General features: G+C 72.4%; 12 protein-coding genes. 9 read left to right on the top strand and 3 right to left on the bottom strand.

Features of this window, described 5'->3' with window-relative positions; translation table 11 throughout:
- Positions 1-162 precede the first annotated feature (162 nt).
- Complete coding sequence (locus Prum_RS50465; RefSeq protein WP_246278802.1) at positions 163-1296, top strand: NAD(P)/FAD-dependent oxidoreductase; 1134 nt, start codon at positions 163-165, stop codon at positions 1294-1296.
- 18 nt (positions 1297-1314) lie between these two features.
- Here Prum_RS50465 and Prum_RS53305 read toward each other — a convergent pair whose 3' ends face one another.
- Positions 1315-2775, bottom strand: coding sequence for an RICIN domain-containing protein (locus Prum_RS53305; RefSeq protein ID WP_173085844.1), 1461 nt, complete (start codon positions 2773-2775; stop codon positions 1315-1317).
- Positions 2776-2860: 85 nt separating this feature from the next.
- On the bottom strand, positions 2861-3931 hold the full coding sequence (locus Prum_RS46705; protein WP_173085842.1) for a LacI family DNA-binding transcriptional regulator: 1071 nt from the start codon (positions 3929-3931) through the stop codon (positions 2861-2863).
- 92 nt (positions 3932-4023) lie between these two features.
- Between Prum_RS46705 and Prum_RS46700 the strand changes: the two genes are divergently transcribed.
- A complete protein-coding gene (locus Prum_RS46700; RefSeq protein ID WP_246278801.1) occupies positions 4024-6261 on the top strand; it encodes an MDR family MFS transporter in 2238 nt (745 codons plus the stop codon).
- Between the two features lie 477 nt (positions 6262-6738).
- Positions 6739-8184 (top strand): hypothetical protein, encoded by a 1446-nt coding sequence (locus Prum_RS46695; RefSeq protein WP_218577928.1) that lies wholly within the window; start codon positions 6739-6741, stop codon positions 8182-8184.
- A gap of 21 nt (positions 8185-8205) precedes the next feature.
- Here the strand turns inward: Prum_RS46695 and Prum_RS46690 are convergent, their stop codons facing one another.
- Positions 8206-8793, bottom strand: a complete 588-nt coding sequence (locus tag Prum_RS46690; RefSeq protein ID WP_173085840.1) for a hypothetical protein — start codon at positions 8791-8793, stop codon at positions 8206-8208.
- A 184-nt stretch (positions 8794-8977) separates the two neighbouring features.
- Here Prum_RS46690 and Prum_RS46685 point away from each other — a divergent pair, with 184 nt between their 5' ends.
- Genes Prum_RS46685 through Prum_RS46665 form a run of 6 tightly spaced genes read left to right on the top strand, consistent with a single transcriptional unit; the run spans position 8978 to position 15047 of the window.
- Positions 8978-10366 carry an ABC transporter substrate-binding protein gene (locus Prum_RS46685; RefSeq protein ID WP_173085838.1) on the top strand — a complete coding sequence of 463 codons (1389 nt, stop codon included), beginning with the start codon at positions 8978-8980 and terminating at the stop codon, positions 10364-10366.
- Entirely contained in the window at positions 10363-10677 is a 315-nt protein-coding gene (locus Prum_RS50450) for an ABC transporter permease (RefSeq protein WP_218577927.1), read from the top strand. The genes Prum_RS46685 and Prum_RS50450 overlap by 4 nt, the downstream gene beginning before the upstream one ends.
- Complete coding sequence (locus Prum_RS46680) at positions 10662-12242, top strand: ABC transporter permease (protein ID WP_218577926.1); 1581 nt, start codon at positions 10662-10664, stop codon at positions 12240-12242. The genes Prum_RS50450 and Prum_RS46680 overlap by 16 nt, the downstream gene beginning before the upstream one ends.
- Complete coding sequence (locus Prum_RS46675) at positions 12239-12976, top strand: ABC transporter ATP-binding protein (RefSeq protein WP_173085836.1); 738 nt, start codon at positions 12239-12241, stop codon at positions 12974-12976. Before Prum_RS46680 ends, Prum_RS46675 begins: the two co-directional genes overlap by 4 nt.
- Positions 12973-13677 carry an ABC transporter ATP-binding protein gene (locus tag Prum_RS46670; RefSeq protein WP_173085834.1) on the top strand — a complete coding sequence of 235 codons (705 nt, stop codon included), beginning with the start codon at positions 12973-12975 and terminating at the stop codon, positions 13675-13677. Before Prum_RS46675 ends, Prum_RS46670 begins: the two co-directional genes overlap by 4 nt.
- The gene (locus Prum_RS46665) at positions 13674-15047 is read left to right on the top strand and encodes a hypothetical protein (RefSeq protein ID WP_173085832.1); all 1374 of its coding nucleotides are present in this window, start codon (positions 13674-13676) and stop codon (positions 15045-15047) included. Before Prum_RS46670 ends, Prum_RS46665 begins: the two co-directional genes overlap by 4 nt.
- The last annotated feature ends 2 nt before the right edge of the window (positions 15048-15049 follow it).

Here is a 15049-nt window from a genome sequence, read left to right as displayed (position 1 = left end):
CGCCCGGGTCCGGGGACCGGTCACGGTCTCGCTCGACACCCGCGGCACCGCGGCCACCACGGGGACTCCGTCGCCGTGCGCCGCCGAGGGCCGGTCACCCTGCGGGTGGTCGTGGTCGGCAACGGCATCGCCGGCGTCACCGCCGCGCAGGAGATCCGCCGCATGGACCCCGACTGCGAGGTGCACGTCGTCGGCCGCGAACCGCACCCGCTGTACAACCGGATGGGCATCTCGCGCGTGGTCTACGGGCGTTCGGCGATGGCCGGGCTGTTTCTGCTCGCCGAAGACTGGTACGAGCGGCACGACATCACCTGCTGGCTCAACACCCGGGCGGTCGGCATCGACCTCGCCGGCCGCACGGTGGCGCTCGGCACCGGCGAGCAGGTGGCCTTCGACCGGCTCATCCTGGCCACCGGGGCCCGCGCCGACGTGCCCGCGATCCCGGGCGTGGCCATGCCCGGCTGCTTCGCGCTCCGCGACGCCGACGACGCCGTGCGCATCCGGGCGTACGTGCAGGAGCACCGGGCCACCCGGGCGGTCGTGGTCGGCGCGGGACCGCTCGCCGTCGAGGGCGCGTACGCGTTGCACGAGCTGGGTCTCAAGGTGTCCATCGTGGTACGCGGGCCGGCCGTCCTGCGGCGGTACGTCGACGAGCGCTCGGCGCAACTGCTGACCAGCTACCTGCGGGCCCGCGGCATCGCACTGGTGCCGGGCGCGGCCATGGCCGCGATACACGGCCCCGATCGGGTACGCGTGGCGACGCTGGCCGACGGCCGCCAGATGCCGACCGACCTGGTGCTGCTCGCCATCGGGGCCACCCCGGAAGCCGACCTCGCGCGGGCTGCCGGGGTCGCGGTCCGGCACGGCATCGTCGTCGACGACGAACTGCGTACCAGCAGTGCCGGCGTCTACGCGGCGGGCGACTGCGCCGAGGTGCGGGGCGAGGTGAGCGGGCTATGGCCGGCCGCGGTGGCGCAAGCGACCGCCGCGGCGGCGAACGCGCTCGGCGAGCATCAGACGGTGCCCGGCACGGCGACGCCGATGCTGCTGAAGGGCATCGGCCTCGACCTCGTCTCGGTCGGCCGGGTGCATCCGGCGGCCGGGGACGCCGTGCTCACGCACGAGGACCCGGACCGGTACGCGTACGGCCGGCTCGTGGTGTCCGACGGCCGGGTGGCCGGCGCGGTGCTGCTCAACCTGCCCCGCGAGGCCCCGGCGATCGTGACCGCCGTACGGGGCGGCGCGCCCAGCCGTGGCCTGGAGGCCCTGCGCTCCACGCACTGGCGTACGGCCTGAACCCGGCGTCGCCTCCGTTCACGACTGGATCCGCGACCACTGCTGGTTCGTGCCGCTGCCGCAGGTGTACTGGGTGATGTCGACGCCGTCGGCGGTGCCGGCGCCGACCACGTCCAGGCACTTGCCGCTGTGCCGGGCTACCAGCTGGAAGTAGCTGCCGGTGGCGCGCCACTGCCACTGCTGGTTGGTGGCGCTGCCGCAGGTGTACTGGATGATGTTGGCGCCGTCGGCGGTGGCGGCGCCGGCCACGTCCAGGCACTTGCCGCTGCCCGCGTTGACGAGCCGGACGTACCCGCTGCCGGCGTCCTCGAAGACCCACATCTGGTTCCCGCCGCCGTTCCAGGCGTACTGCTTGACCTCGGCGTTGTTGGCGGTCGACGCGCCGACGACGTCCATGACCCGGCCGCTGTTGCGGTTGACCACCCGGTAGTACGTCGGTGCGGGCGGCGTCGGCGGCAGGTTGTCGTTGAGGCCCCAGGAGTACCGCAGCTGGTCGCGCCCGGAGGCGTTGGTGGTCGACACCGTCAGGTTCGTGCCGCTGCCGCTGACCTCCTGCAGCCGGTACGGGTCGGCGATGCGTACGCCCGGCCAGTAGACGGTGCCCAGCTGCAGCGACCGGGCCTCGGCGGCGACGCCGCGGATGAACGAGACGAAGGCGTCGCCGGCCGAGGGCTGGTTGTAGTTGCGGCCGTCGGTCATGAACGAGCCCCACTCGGTGATGAGGACCCGGCTGGCGTAGCTGCCGACGCTGGTGCGCAGCTCGGCCCGGAACTGTGCCTCGGTGGTGAGGTTGTTGTTGAAGAACCGGTAGATGTGGCGCGAGATCAGCGTTCCGTTGAAGCGGCTGTCGCTGCCGATGGTGATCAGCCGGGTGTTGTACCCGGCCCCGCTGACGATGATCCGGCCGCGCGGCACGCTCGGGTAGTTGCTCAGCCACTGCGCGGCGACGTTCTTCCAGTCCGCGTCGCTGTAGCCGTGCGGCTCGTTCATCGGCTCGAAGTAGACGAGGCCGTTGCCGGCGTACCGGTTGACGATCGTCTGCCACATCGACCAGAACTGGGTGGTGTTGTCCACCAGGCCGTCCCGGGAGTTGTCGGCCTCCCAGTAACTGAGGATGACCTTCATGCCCTTGCTGGTGGCCATGTCGATGGCGCCGACGTAGGAGTTCCAGTAGGACCCCGAGACGGTGGGGTAGTTGACCGGCAGGCGCACCGTGTTGGCGCCCAGGTTGGCCTGGAATCCGGACAGGATCCGGTCGGCCTTGGCCTGCGTCGTCGCGTAGCTGTCCGAGGTGGCCAGACCGCCGAGTACGAGGGTGTCGTTGACGAAGTTGTCGCGCTGGTCGGCCCAGTTGACGCCGCGGAAGTCGTTGGTCGCGGCTTGGGCGGGCGCGGTGGTCACGGCTACCCACGTGACGACCGCGCCCGCGGCCACGGCGAGCGCCACCCCGAACGGAAGGAACCGTCTATTCGTTCGCACGTCATCTTGGTAGCCGACATTGAATCGATACACCACGATCCGTTCCGGGTCATTCAGGAACGTTCACAAACGAACAGGCGGGCGGCTACCGCACGCGGGAGCGTGGCAGCGAGGAGGCGCGCACGACCAGTTCGGGGGCGACGAGTACCCGCTGCGCGGGCCGGCGCTCCCCGCCGAGCAGGCGCCCGACCATGAGCTCCACGGCCAGCCGGCCGACGTGGCTCTTGGGCGGCCGGACCGCGGTGAGCGCGGGCTCCGCGAGATGGGCCACCTCGTCGTCGTACGACACGATGGCCAGGTCGTCGGGGATGGCGACGCCGTGTCCGGCGCAGTACTCGGCGACCGCCACGGCGTCCGGGTCGCTGTGCACGACCAGCGCCGTGATCTTCGAGCGCCGGCACTCGCCGAGTAGGACGGCGGGGGCCACCGCCTCCCGTACGACCAGGGCGTCCGGCAGGCCGAGATCGGCGGCGACGCGGTGCCAGCCGCGCAGCAGGTACGCCGACGTCGGGCTGCCGGGGGACAGGACCAGCCCGATGCGCCGGTGCCCGTGCTGCCGGAGGTGGTGCACGGCGATCTCCATGCCGAGCGCGTGGTCGCTGCGTACGCACTCGATGTGGCGCGCGGCCGGCGTCCACCGGCGCGGCTGGCGTTCGACGAGGATGGTGGGCACCGGCAGCTGGCCGATCCACTCGATCACCTCGTCGGCGCGTTCCCCCTCCAGGCTCGGGGCCAGCAGCATCCCCTGCACCTGCTGGGCGTCGACCAGGCGGCCGATCTGCCGGCGGTCCTCGTCCTGGTCGTAGCTGGAGCCGCGCAGCTGGATGCTCACGCCGAGCGCCGCGGCGGCGGCCCGCGCGCCGGCCACGATCGGCGGCCAGTAGAAGTCCAGCGACGGCACGACCATGCCGATGGTGAACCGCATCGCGGCCCGCCGGAGCCGGCTCGCGGCGCCGTCGCGGGCGGGCAGCGTGGCGCCGCCGTGGACCTTGCACACCAGGCCGCGCTCGGCGAGGACGGCGATGTCCCGGCGGATGGTCAGCTCGCTGACGCCGAGCTCGCGGGCGAGGTCCCGCACCCGTACGGCGCCGTGCCCGCGAAGCTCGGCGAGCAGCAGTTCCTGGCGCTGCGCGCCGAAGAGCCGCCCGGTCGTCATGCATTGATGATGACCCATAGGTCGAGGTGTCGAGGGTGCGTCCTTGGCGAATAACCCCGCATAGCGGGCGTACTGGTACGAAGATCTACACCATGAGCACCACCGCCACGCTCGAACCGAGCGCCCCGGCGCCGCCGGAGCTGAGCCGCCGCCAGACCAACGTCGTGTTCGTGACGATCGTGCTCGGCATGCTGCTGGCCGCGCTGGACCAGACGATCGTGTCGACGGCCCTGCCCACGATCGTCGCCGACCTGGGCGGCGCCGGGCACATGTCGTGGGTGGTCACCTCGTACCTGCTGGCCGAGACCGTGTCGACGGTGCTGGCCGGCAAGTTCGGCGATCTGTTCGGCCGCAAGCGGGTGTTCCAGATCAGCGCGGTGGTGTTCATCGCCGGCTCCGCCCTGGCCGGTGTCTCAGGCAGCATGCTGATGCTGATCGTGGCGCGCGCCATCCAGGGCGTGGGCGCGGGCGGGTTGATGGTCACCGCGATGGCGCTGATCGCCGACGCGATCCCGCTGCGCGAGCGCGGCAAGTACCAGGGCGCGCTGGGCGCCGTGTTCGGCGTGACCACCGTCCTCGGGCCGACGCTGGGCGGGCTCTTCACCGACCACGCGAGCTGGCGGTGGTGCTTCTACGTCAACGTACCCATCGCGGTTGTCATGATCGCAATGGCGGCGCGCACCATCCCGTCGGTCCGGGCCGCGACGCGGCCCATCATCGACTACGCCGGCATCGCGCTCGTCGCGCTCGGCGCCTCCGGCCTCATCCTGGCCTTGGAGTGGGGCGGCAACGAGTACGCGTGGGGATCGCCCGTCATCCTCGGACTGTTCGCCGTGTCGGTGCTGCTGCTGGCGGCGTTCGTGCTGGTGGAGCTGCGGGCCCGGGAGCCGATGCTGCCGATGACGCTCTTCCGCAACCCGGTGTTCGTGGTCTGCGGGACGCTCAGCTTCATCGTCGGCTTCGCGATGCTCGGCGCGATGACCTACCTGCCGACGTATCTCCAGTTCGTCGACGGGGCGTCCGCCACCGAGTCCGGGCTGCGCACCGTCCCGATGGTGATCGGGCTGCTGGGCACCTCGATGATCTCCGGCACGGTCGTCAGTCGCACCGGGTACTACAAGGCGTTCCCGATCGCCGGCATGGCCGTCATGGCCGTCGGCCTGTACCTGATGTCCACCATGGACACCGACACCGGCGCGTGGCTGGAGTCGCTGTACATGCTGGTGCTCGGCGCGGGCATCGGCCTGGCCATGCAGGTGCTGACCATCGTCGTGCAGAACACCGTCCCGTACGCCCAGCTCGGCACCGCCACGTCCGGCGTGACGTTCTTCCGGACGCTGGGCAGCTCCTTCGGTACGGCGGTGTTCGGCACCCTCTACGGCAACGAGCTGGAGCCGAACCTGCGCGCCGCGCTCGCCCAGGCACCCGGCGTGACGGCCGAGGTCGCGCAGAACCCGTCCGCGCTCAACGCGCTGCCCGCCCAGCTCGCCGCGCCGATCGTCCAGGCGTACGCGGACACGATCGCCTTCGTGTTCCGCTGGGTCGTACCCGTCGCGGTGGTCGGCTTCGTCGTCGCCTGGTTCCTCAAGCAGGTGCCGTTGCGCGACACCGCCCGCGCCGCCGCCACCGACCTGGGCGAGGGCTTCGGCGCGCCGGAATCCGCGGACCGCGTGGCCCAACTGGAACGGGCGGTCGGCGCGGTGATGCGGCGCGCCCAGCGGGACCCCGAGTTCGGGCACCAGATCTTCGTCGACGCGGGTACCGCGCTCAGCCCCGGCCAGGCGTGGACGCTGCACCAGCTGCGCATGCGCGAGCGGGCCGAGGTGCCGGCCACCGTCGGCGCCGTCGCCCGCGCCCACCACCTGCCCCCGACGTGCTGGAGCCGACGTTCGCCGGGGTCATCGCCGCCGGGTACGCCACCCGCGACGGCGACCGGGTCCAGCTCACCCCGAACGGGCGCGCCCAGCTCGGCCTGCTGTACTCGGCGTGGCGGCGCTGGCTCGACAGCCAACTGGACGACTGGTCCGTCACCGACCCGGCGGACCGGGCCCGCCTCGACCAGGCCCTGGACAACATCGCCCGCCGCCTGGTCATCCACGAACGCGACCCGGTCCACTCCGCATAGCCCCCGCCACCCCGCCGCCTCCACGGCCCGGCCGCGCTGGCCGGCTCGCGGGCTACGGCGGGCCCCGGCGGGCCTCGGCCGGCTCGGCCGCGCCGATCAAGGGCTTCCCCGTCGATCGAGAGCTTCCCCGTCGATCAAGGGCATACGGTCGTGCGCATCGCGACGACGTGAGTGGAACACCAGGGCTGTTATGGGCGCCCTTTGACAGCAATGGTGTTCCACTCACGGGTGGGCGGGCGCCCCACGGCACGGCGCCGGCCTTGGTTTCGCGTGAGTAGGGCTCCCCTATGCACGCTCTGGCAGGCATAGGGGAGCCCTACTCACGTCGCGGCACCCAAGAGGGTGGCCCTTTTGGGCCGGGGACCGGGCGGGACCGGGCGGGACGGGCCTGCACCGCCGAGCCCTCTCGATCAAGGACTTCCGCGTCGATCAAGGGCATATGGTCGTGGTTTAGAGATCGAAGCACGGCCGTTTGCCCTTGATCGACGCGGAAGTCCTTGATCGACACGGCCAGGACACGGCCAGGACACGGCCAAGAGGTCGGCGGAGGCCGGCGCTCGGTTACCCAGTCGACAAAAGCGCGAGAGCGATAGGTAAAGTCTTTCCGGGTGTGAATTCAATTCGCGCTCGTAAGGACAAATTAAGTCGCTCATAAAGACAATTTAATGCGAAGGACATTGACATGAGTGAAACGCCGGAGAATCCACCCGGCCGCCGTAGACGGCGTGTGCCGACGCGGCGGCGGGTCGTGATCGCGGCCGTGGTCGGCCTCGCCGCCGCCACGGTCCTGGGCGCCGCGGCGGCTCTCTCCGCGGTCGCCCCGGACGAGAAGGCCGGCGGCGAGTCCGGGTCCACCTCGCCCGCGGCCGCCGAGGTCAGCGGCTCGCCCACCCCGGGTGGCACGCTGGCGACCGCCGCCGCGACGCCCATCCCGACCGCGACGGCCAGCGCGAGCGTGCCGGCGGCCAAGCCGGAGGGACCGTGCGGGCGGACGGTCGGCGCGGCCGCGGCGGTGAAGGTCACCGAGGTCAAGGTGGGGGTGAAGGTGACCGGCTACGGGTCGGAGGGGGACACCGACCCGCTGCCGATGGCGATCGCGTCCCGGCCGGCCGGCGGCTCCTGGCTGGCGTGGCTGGGCACCAACGGCCGGGTGTACCTGGGCAAGCTGGACTGCAACGACAAGCTGGTCGGCACGCCCACCAGCTTCGTCGGCATCGACCTGCAGGACGTGCAGGCGGACGCCAACGGCGGCGTCGTGCTGCTGACCCGCAAGGGCACCTGCGGCACCGGGCCGCTGTGCGGCGGCTCGTCCAGCCCGTGCAACACGATGCACATGATCCGGTTCGACAACTCCGGCAAGCAGGTGTGGGAGCGGCAGGTCACCAACCTGAGCGGCAGCCGGCAGGGGTACGACGACGGGGCCCGGTTCATCTGGTGGTACCAGCACCACGGCAGGCTCGCCTCGGACGGCAAGAGCTACGCGGCGTACTTCGGTGTGGCGATCACCGTCAAGAACGGCAACTGCGTCGACATCCACGAGGGCGACCGGATGCAGGTGGTCAACGCGAACGGGTCGCTGGCCTCGAACCACCGGGACAGCTTCGAGGTGGGGTGCAGTCACAGCTGGACGTCGCGCGTGGTGTGGGATCCGCGGACCAGCCACTACGTGATGGTCTGCGCCACGGACAACGCGTGCCGGATCGCGCGGCCCAACCCGTACCGCGGCGTGGCCGCGGGCACCTGTGACGGCACGCTCTTCGGCGGCGACCTCGTGCTGGCCAAGTCCAAGGGCTACTGGACCGCGTGGAGCCAGGGTGGCCAGGTACGCCTGGAGCACTTCACCACCGGGGCGTCCGACTCCACCGTCAAGACCGCGGCCAAGTCGAGCCATCCGCACCTGGTCAGCTACGGGACCGGCCGGATGCTGCTGGCGTGGGAGTCGGGCTCGTCGATGGCCGCCCAGGTGTACGACTCCGGCACCGGCAAGACGGTGGGGAGCAAGTTCACGATCGGCGTGCGGGACCACAGCTACCAGGCGTTCAAGGCGTACCCCGATGGGAGCGTCGCCTATCCGGCGGCCGGCAGCGGCACGTCGATCAAGATCGCGCGGATATTGCCGGCCGGCTGAGTCGATGCTCAGATCCGCTACTTAGATTTGCTGTTCGACGCGGTGGCGCAGGTACTCGTCCGGGTGGGTCCGGGCGATGTGGATCGCCTGCGCCACCGTCTCGCGCAGTTCCGCGGGGTAGTGCGCCGTGCGCAGGTCCAGTCCGGGCAACAGTTGCCGCCGCAGGCCGAGGTCGTCGGTGCTGACGAACAGGTGCAGCGCCGCGTCGCGCCACTGCTGCCGCAGGCCGGCGACCGCGTCGTACTCGGCTTGGCTCTCCGGTGTCGGCGTGGGCGACCTGCCGATGTAGGTCAGCGGCGCCTGCGTCCAATACCAGGCGCGGGCCGCGCCGGCGCGTTCCGCGTTGGTGCCGGTGCGGAGATAGTCGAGCACCGCGGCCTGCACTCGGCGGCGGCCGAACGCCTTCAGCGCCGGCTCGATCAGCCGGCGGTTGTAGCTCGGGTTCGGGTCGTAGACGGCGGCCCGCACCAGGGGCGCGAACCACTCGTCCCGCGCCGGCCGGCCGCGCAGGGCGTGCCGCGCGGCGGCGCGCAGGTCGCCGGGCCAGTCCGGCGGCGGGCTCTGCTCGCCGAGCGCCGCCAGCAGGTCCCTCAGGGCTTGCGCGAACATGGGCGCCACCTTATCCGCGAAGTCGTCGGTAACGTTCCGGCCCGCGCCGGCGATAGATAGATGGCGGCGACGTAGGCGCAGCTAGAACGTGTTTCTAGATCATTAAGTAAGGCGCACTTCAGCCCTTGTTCTAGCTCTTAGAACCTGTTCTACTGTCCTAGTGCGACCAGGATCGTGCGTATTTATGGCTATTGTGCTGTGCCTCGTGCTGCCGGGGTGCGGGTCCGCCCTGACCCCGGAGCAGCGCGCCGACGTGCTCGGCGCGCCCGGCGGCGGCGGTGACGGCGCCGCGTCGGGTGCCGGGAGTGACGGCGGCGGCGCGGTGGCCGGGTCCGGCACCGGCGATGGACCCGCGTCCGGTGGCGGTGGCCCGGCCGGCGCTCCGGGCGCCGGCCCAGGGGGCGGCGGCGCCCCGGTCAAGTGCCAGGGCACCGGCGGCGCGACCGCGCCGGGCGTCACGGCCAACAAGATCAAGATTGCGAACGTCTCCGACGTCAGCGGCCCGGTGCAGGGCCTGTTCGAGTCGGCGCAGCAGGCGGTCAAGGCGTACGTCGGCTACGTCAACAGCACCGGCGGGGTCTGCGGGCGCACCCTCGAGCTGATGGCGCTGGACTCGCGCACCGACTCCCGGGGCGACCAGGAGGGCACCGCGCAGGCGTGCTCCCAGGCGTTCGCGCTGGTCGGCTCGATGTCGGCGTACGACCAGGGCGGCGCCGCGACGGCCGGCGGCTGCGGCATCCCCGACCTGCGGGCGGTGACCACGACCGCCCAGCGCCAGAAGGTGGCGGTCACGTACGGGGTCAACTCCAACAAGGTCAACTTCCAGTCCACCGCGGTCGCCGACCACTTCAAGAGCAAGTTCCCGGCCGCCGCGTCCAAGGCCGCTTTCCTCTACCTCAACTCCGAGGTCACCAAGCAGAACGAGGCGAGCTTCGTCAAGGCGTTCACCTCCCGCGGCTTCTCCTTCGTGTACGAGCAGGCGATCGACGTGGCCGACTTCAACTACGCGCCGTACGTGGTGCAGATGAAGGACCGCGGCGTGCGATACGTGCAGTGGCTGGGCTCGTACCAGCACGCGGCCCGGCTGCTGCAGGCGATGAAGCAGCAGGGCTTCAAGCCGGACGTCTTCGTCATGGACCCGGTCGCGTACGACGCCAACTTCGTCAAGCAGGCCGGCGACGCGGCCGACGGCGTCGCGGTCTTCACCAACACCGCCCTGCTCGAAGAGGGCGGCAAGAACGCCGAGATGAAGCTCTACCGGTCCTGGCTGGCCCGGGTCGCGCCGGGCGCGGCGCCGGACTACTTCGGCTTCTTCGCCTGGGGCGCGGCCAAGCTCTTCGTCGAGTTGGCCGCGAAGATCGGCCCCAACCTCACCCGCAAGGCGCTGCTCGACGCGGTCAAGGGCGTGCACGCGTACACCGCGAACGGGCTCTTCTCGCCGCAGGACGTGGGCGGCAAGCGGACCGCGAAGTGCTGGGCGTTCATCCGCCTCCAGGGCGGGCGGTGGTCCCGCGAGGCGCCCGGATCCGGGTTCCGCTGTGGGCAGTTGATGAACACGGGTGTCGGCGCATGACGGGATTCCTGGCGTTCACCGTGCTCGGCCTCGTCACCGGCGCCGGGTACGCGGTCGCCGCCAGCGGCCTGGTGCTCACGTACAGCACGTCCCGCGTCTTCAACGTGGCGCACGGCGCGATCGGCATGGTGATGGCGTTCCTGTGCTGGGAGCTGACCGTCCAGCGTGGACTGCCGGTCTGGCTGGCCGTGCTGGTGGTCGTCGGCGTCGCGGCGCCGCTGCTCGGCGCGTTCGCGGAACGGGTGATGATGCGGCACCTGGCCGGCGCCCCGACGGCACCGCGCTGGTTGTCACCGTGGGGCTGCTGGTGATGCTGATCGGTGCGGCGCAGGCGATCTGGCCGGCGACCGCCCGGCCGGTCGAGCCGTTCTTCGGCCAGCGCGGCTTCCGGGTGGGCAGCGCGTTCGTCACGTTCCACGACCTGGTGATGGTCGCGGCGGCCGTGGCCGCCGCCGGTGTCCTCTATGGACTGCTCGCCTACACCCGGATCGGCGCGGCCATGCGCGCGTCCGTCGACAACCGCGACCTGCTCCGCCTGTACGGCGGGCGCACCTCGCTCATCTCCGCGCTGAGCTGGGCGATCGGCGCGGCGCTGGCGGCGCTCGCCGGCATCCTGTTGACGCCCGTCGTCGGCCTGAGCTACTACGACCTCACCCTGCTGGTGATCAGCGCGTACGCCGCCGCCGTGGTGGGCCGGCTGCGCAGCCTGCCGTGGACGTTCGTAGGCGCGCTGCTGCTCGGTCTGGCCCAGTCGTACGCCGTGGGCTACCTGCCGCCCTCCGAGGTCCTCAGTGGACTGCGCGCGGCGATTCCGGCCCTGTTCCTGTTCGCCGCGCTGCTGCTGTCGCCGCAGGCGCCACTGCGGGTCGGCCAGATCACGGGAGTCGCGGGGGTGCCGGTGCCGGGCGCCCGGCGGGCCGCCGCCATCGGGGCGGCGGTGGTCGCCGCGGCCGCGGCCGCCTCGCTCGCCGTCCCGGCCGCGCAGAGCGACCGGCTGGCGCTCGGGTTCGTGTACGGCATCGTGCTGCTGTCGCTGGTGCCGCTGACCGGGTACGGCGGCTTCGTCTCGCTCACCCAGCTGACCTTCGTCGGCGTCGGCGCGGTCACCGTGGCGCGGCTGGGCACCCCGTCGCCGCTCGGCCTGCTGGCGGCGGCCGGTGTGGCGGCGGTGGTCGGCGCGCTGGTGGCGCTGCCCGCGCTGCGCCTGCGCGGGCTCTACCTCGCACTGTCCACATTGGCGTTCGGGCTGCTGATGGACAAGCTCGTCTTGCAGTCCAGCTTCGCGTTCGGCTTCAACGGCAGCCGCTCCGTACCCCGGCTGGGTTTGCCGGGCCTCGACCTGCGCGGCGAGCGCGCCTACCTGGTGGTCTGCGCAGCCGCGTTCGTCCTGGTCGGGCTGGGCGTGCTGGCGTTGCGGCGCAGCGCGTACGGCCGGATCCTGCTCGCCATGCGCGACAGCCCGGCCGGCTGCGCCACCCTCGGCCTGAATATGCGGTGGACCCGGGTGCGCCTGTTCGCGCTCTCCGCGGGCATCGCCGGCTTCGCCGGCGGGCTCTACGGCGGCCTGCGGCAGACCGTCGCGGCGACCGACTTCCAGCTCTTCAACAGCCTGCCGCTGTTGCTGCTCGCGGTGGTCGCCGGCGTCACCTCGGTTTCCGGCGCGGCGCTGGGCGGGATGGCGCTGATGCTGCTGCCGGTGCTGGCCAGCGAGTTCCCGGCGCTGGGCGGGCTGGTCTACCTGTGCGTCGGCATCGCCTCGGTCGGCCTCGGCCGGGACCCGAACGGCGTGGTCAGCCACCTGTTCAGGCTGGGCCGCTGGCGCTCGCGGGACATCCAGCCCGCGCTGCGCCCCTCCAACGCGGGAGCCCGACCATGACGCTGCTGGAGGCGGCCGACGTGACCGTGCGGTTCGGCGGCGTGACCGCGGTACGCGCCGCCACGGTGGACGCCGCGGCCGGCCAGGTGACCGGGCTGATCGGGCCCAACGGCGCCGGCAAGACCACGCTGTTCAACGTGATCACCGGGCTGCAGCGGCCGACCCGCGGCGCGGTCCGGTTCGCCGGCGAGGACATCACCCGGCGCGCCACGCACGAGCGGGCCCGGCGCGGCATCGCCCGCACGTTCCAGCGGCTGGAGGCGTTCGGGTCGCTGTCGGTCCGGGAGAACGTGCTCGTGGCGGCGGAGATCCACCACCGGCACGGGCGGCGCCGCCGGCGGCACCAGCAGTCGCCGGCGCAGGTGGCCGAGCGGCTGATCGCGCGGGTGGGCCTGGACCGGTACGCGCACCGGCCGGCCGACACCGTGCCCACCGGCATCGCCCGGCTGCTGGAGCTGGCCCGCGCGCTCGCCCTCGACCCGCGCCTGCTGCTGCTGGACGAGCCGTCGTCCGGGTTGAGCACGGCCGAGACCGAGGCGTTCGGCGAGCTGCTGCGGGAGCTGGCCGGGGAGGGGAAGGCGGTGCTCATCGTCGAGCACGACATGGACCTCATCATGCGGGTCTGCGACCGGGTCACCGTGCTCAACTTCGGCGCGGTCATCGCGTCCGGCACCCCCGCGGAGGTCCGCGCCGACACGGACGTGCAGCGGGCGTACCTGGGCGGGGCCGAATGACGCCCATCCTGGAGCTGGTCGGCGTCACGGCCGGGTACGGCCGGATCGAGGTGCTGCACGGCGTCGACCTCACGCTGCCCCGGGGCGCGGTGATGGCGCTGCTCGGCCCGAACGGCGCGGGCAAGACCACCCTGCTGAAGGTCGCCAGTGGACAGGTGCGGGCCACCGCCGGCCACGTACACGTGGGCGGGGCGCACGTGAACGGCGCCGCACCCGACGCGCTGGCCCGGGCCGGGCTGTGCACCATCCCGGAGGGCCGCTCGGTCTTCCCCAACCTCACCGTGCGGGAGAACCTGCGCCTCGCCTCCTACGCCGGGGTGAGCGCGGCGCACGTGTACGCGACCGCGTTCGACCGGTTTCCCCGGCTGGCCGAGCGCGCCGGCCAACTCGCCGGCTCGCTGTCCGGCGGCGAGCAGCAGATGCTGGCGATGGCCCGGGCGCTCGCCACCAACCCGGCCGTGCTGCTGATCGACGAGCTGTCCATGGGCCTGGCCCCGCTGGTCGTGCGCGAGCTGTACGAGGTGGTCGCCGGGCTGGCCGCGGACGGGGTGAGCGTGCTCGTGGTCGAGCAGTTCGCCGACGCCGCGCTCGCGGTCGCCGACCGCGCCGCCGTGCTGGTCCACGGCCGGGTCGTCGCCGCCGGCGGGCCCGACGACATCGCCGACGAACTGGCCAACCTCTACCTGGGAAGCGCCGTATGAAGAGCCTCTTTGTGACCATCTCCGTCGGCGCCGCCCTGCTCGCCGTGCCGGCACCGGCCAAGGCCGCTGATCTCGGTGGGTTCACCCTCACCGCGGACGCGGCGCCGATCGCCGTGCAGATCTTCGAGCCGACCCTCCCGATCCCGGCCGAGCCGCAGCTGGAGCTGAACCTGTCGTACTCCCGGGCGAAGCTGTCCAGCGGCCCGACCGGCCGGGCCGTGTCCAGCCTGATGTGGCCCGGCGACGCGGTCGGGTACGGCCTGCCGGAGCTGCTGCAGAGCCCGGACGCCACCTACCCGGTCAAGGTCGACGCCGCACACCCGTCCGGGCCCAAGGACGCCAAGCAGGAGATCGCCCCGGGTGCGGCGATGACCTCGCACGCGGACGCCACGTCGGTCCAGGCGGAGGCGCACGGGGCCAAGCACGCCAGCCCCGCCGTCGCCGTGCCCGGCCTGCCGATCCCGCCGGTGCTGGTCGCCATGGAGGGCTTCTCGTCGCAGAGCAGGACCACCGTCACCGGCGACCGGGCCACCGCGGTCTCGTACGCCACCGCGGGCTCCGTCTCGCTGCTGGGCGGGCTGGTCAAGGTGGACGGGTTGCGGGTGGACACCGAGGCGGCCAGCGACGGCGCCCGCGGCACCACCACCGGCACCGTGGTGTGGCAGTCGCTGACCCTGGCCGGCCAGAAGGTGGCGGTCAACCAGGACGGCGTGGCCGCCCCGACCGGTGTGACCAAGCTGCCGACGCTGCCGGCCGACCTCACCAAGCAGCTGGCGACCCTGGGCCTGGCCGTCAACGTGCCCACAGTGGACAAGAAGGTGGACGGCGCGGGCGCCAAGGCGACCGGGCGCGGCCTGACCGTCACCCTCGACACCGGCGCGCTGCTGCGCCGGCTCAACCTGACCACGCTGCTGGAGCCGCTGCTCGCGCTGCTCCCGGCCGACGTGCGCACCCAGCTGACCCCATGGCTCAACCTCGCGCCCCGGTTCGTCTTCGTGCTGGGCACCGCGACCAGCCAGGCGACGGCCACCCCCGCGGCCGCCGCCGCCGCGCCGCCGCCGGCCGCGCCGCCCGCCGCCGGTCCGGCCGGTGGCACGGGCGACTCGGCCGGCGGCTCCGGCGTCGGCGGCACCGGCGGCGACACCCCGTCCGGGGACGCGGCCGGCGAGGCCGTCACGCCGGTCGCGGGCCACCAGTGGCCGGTCTTCCCGGGCGTCCCCTGGTACGCCTTCGTCCTCGGCTTCGCCGCGGCCGCCGCGGTCTCGTACGGGCTGCGTAGATATGTGGCCCTCATGTTCGGCGCCGGCGGGTGCGACCTCGGCGTGCCCGCCGGCGTCCCCGACCTGCGAGACCCTTCCAAGGAGAGCTGAGC

This window comes from Phytohabitans rumicis, from assembly GCF_011764445.1.
In the GTDB taxonomy this organism is placed as follows: Bacteria; Actinomycetota; Actinomycetes; order Mycobacteriales; family Micromonosporaceae; genus Phytohabitans; species Phytohabitans rumicis.
Note: the sequence above shows the minus strand (reverse complement) of the source record. Positions and strands in the feature narration are given on the sequence as shown.

What these genes read in the sequence shown, in the direction of transcription:
- Prum_RS46670 (WP_173085834.1), top strand. Translation starts at nt 12,973, where the DNA reads ATGACGCCCATCCTGGAGCTGGTCGGCGTCACGGCCGGGTACGGCCGG.
- Prum_RS50450 (WP_218577927.1), top strand. Translation starts at nt 10,363, where the DNA reads ATGACGGGATTCCTGGCGTTCACCGTGCTCGGCCTCGTCACCGGCGCC.
- Prum_RS46685 (WP_173085838.1), top strand. Translation starts at nt 8,978, where the DNA reads ATGGCTATTGTGCTGTGCCTCGTGCTGCCGGGGTGCGGGTCCGCCCTG.
- Prum_RS46665 (WP_173085832.1), top strand. Translation starts at nt 13,674, where the DNA reads ATGAAGAGCCTCTTTGTGACCATCTCCGTCGGCGCCGCCCTGCTCGCC.
- Prum_RS46695 (WP_218577928.1), top strand. Translation starts at nt 6,739, where the DNA reads ATGAGTGAAACGCCGGAGAATCCACCCGGCCGCCGTAGACGGCGTGTG.
- Prum_RS46700 (WP_246278801.1), top strand. Translation starts at nt 4,024, where the DNA reads ATGAGCACCACCGCCACGCTCGAACCGAGCGCCCCGGCGCCGCCGGAG.
- Prum_RS50465 (WP_246278802.1), top strand. Translation starts at nt 163, where the DNA reads ATGGACCCCGACTGCGAGGTGCACGTCGTCGGCCGCGAACCGCACCCG.
- Prum_RS46705 (WP_173085842.1), bottom strand. Translation starts at nt 3,931, where the DNA reads ATGACGACCGGGCGGCTCTTCGGCGCGCAGCGCCAGGAACTGCTGCTC.
- Prum_RS46675 (WP_173085836.1), top strand. Translation starts at nt 12,239, where the DNA reads ATGACGCTGCTGGAGGCGGCCGACGTGACCGTGCGGTTCGGCGGCGTG.
- Prum_RS46690 (WP_173085840.1), bottom strand. Translation starts at nt 8,793, where the DNA reads ATGTTCGCGCAAGCCCTGAGGGACCTGCTGGCGGCGCTCGGCGAGCAG.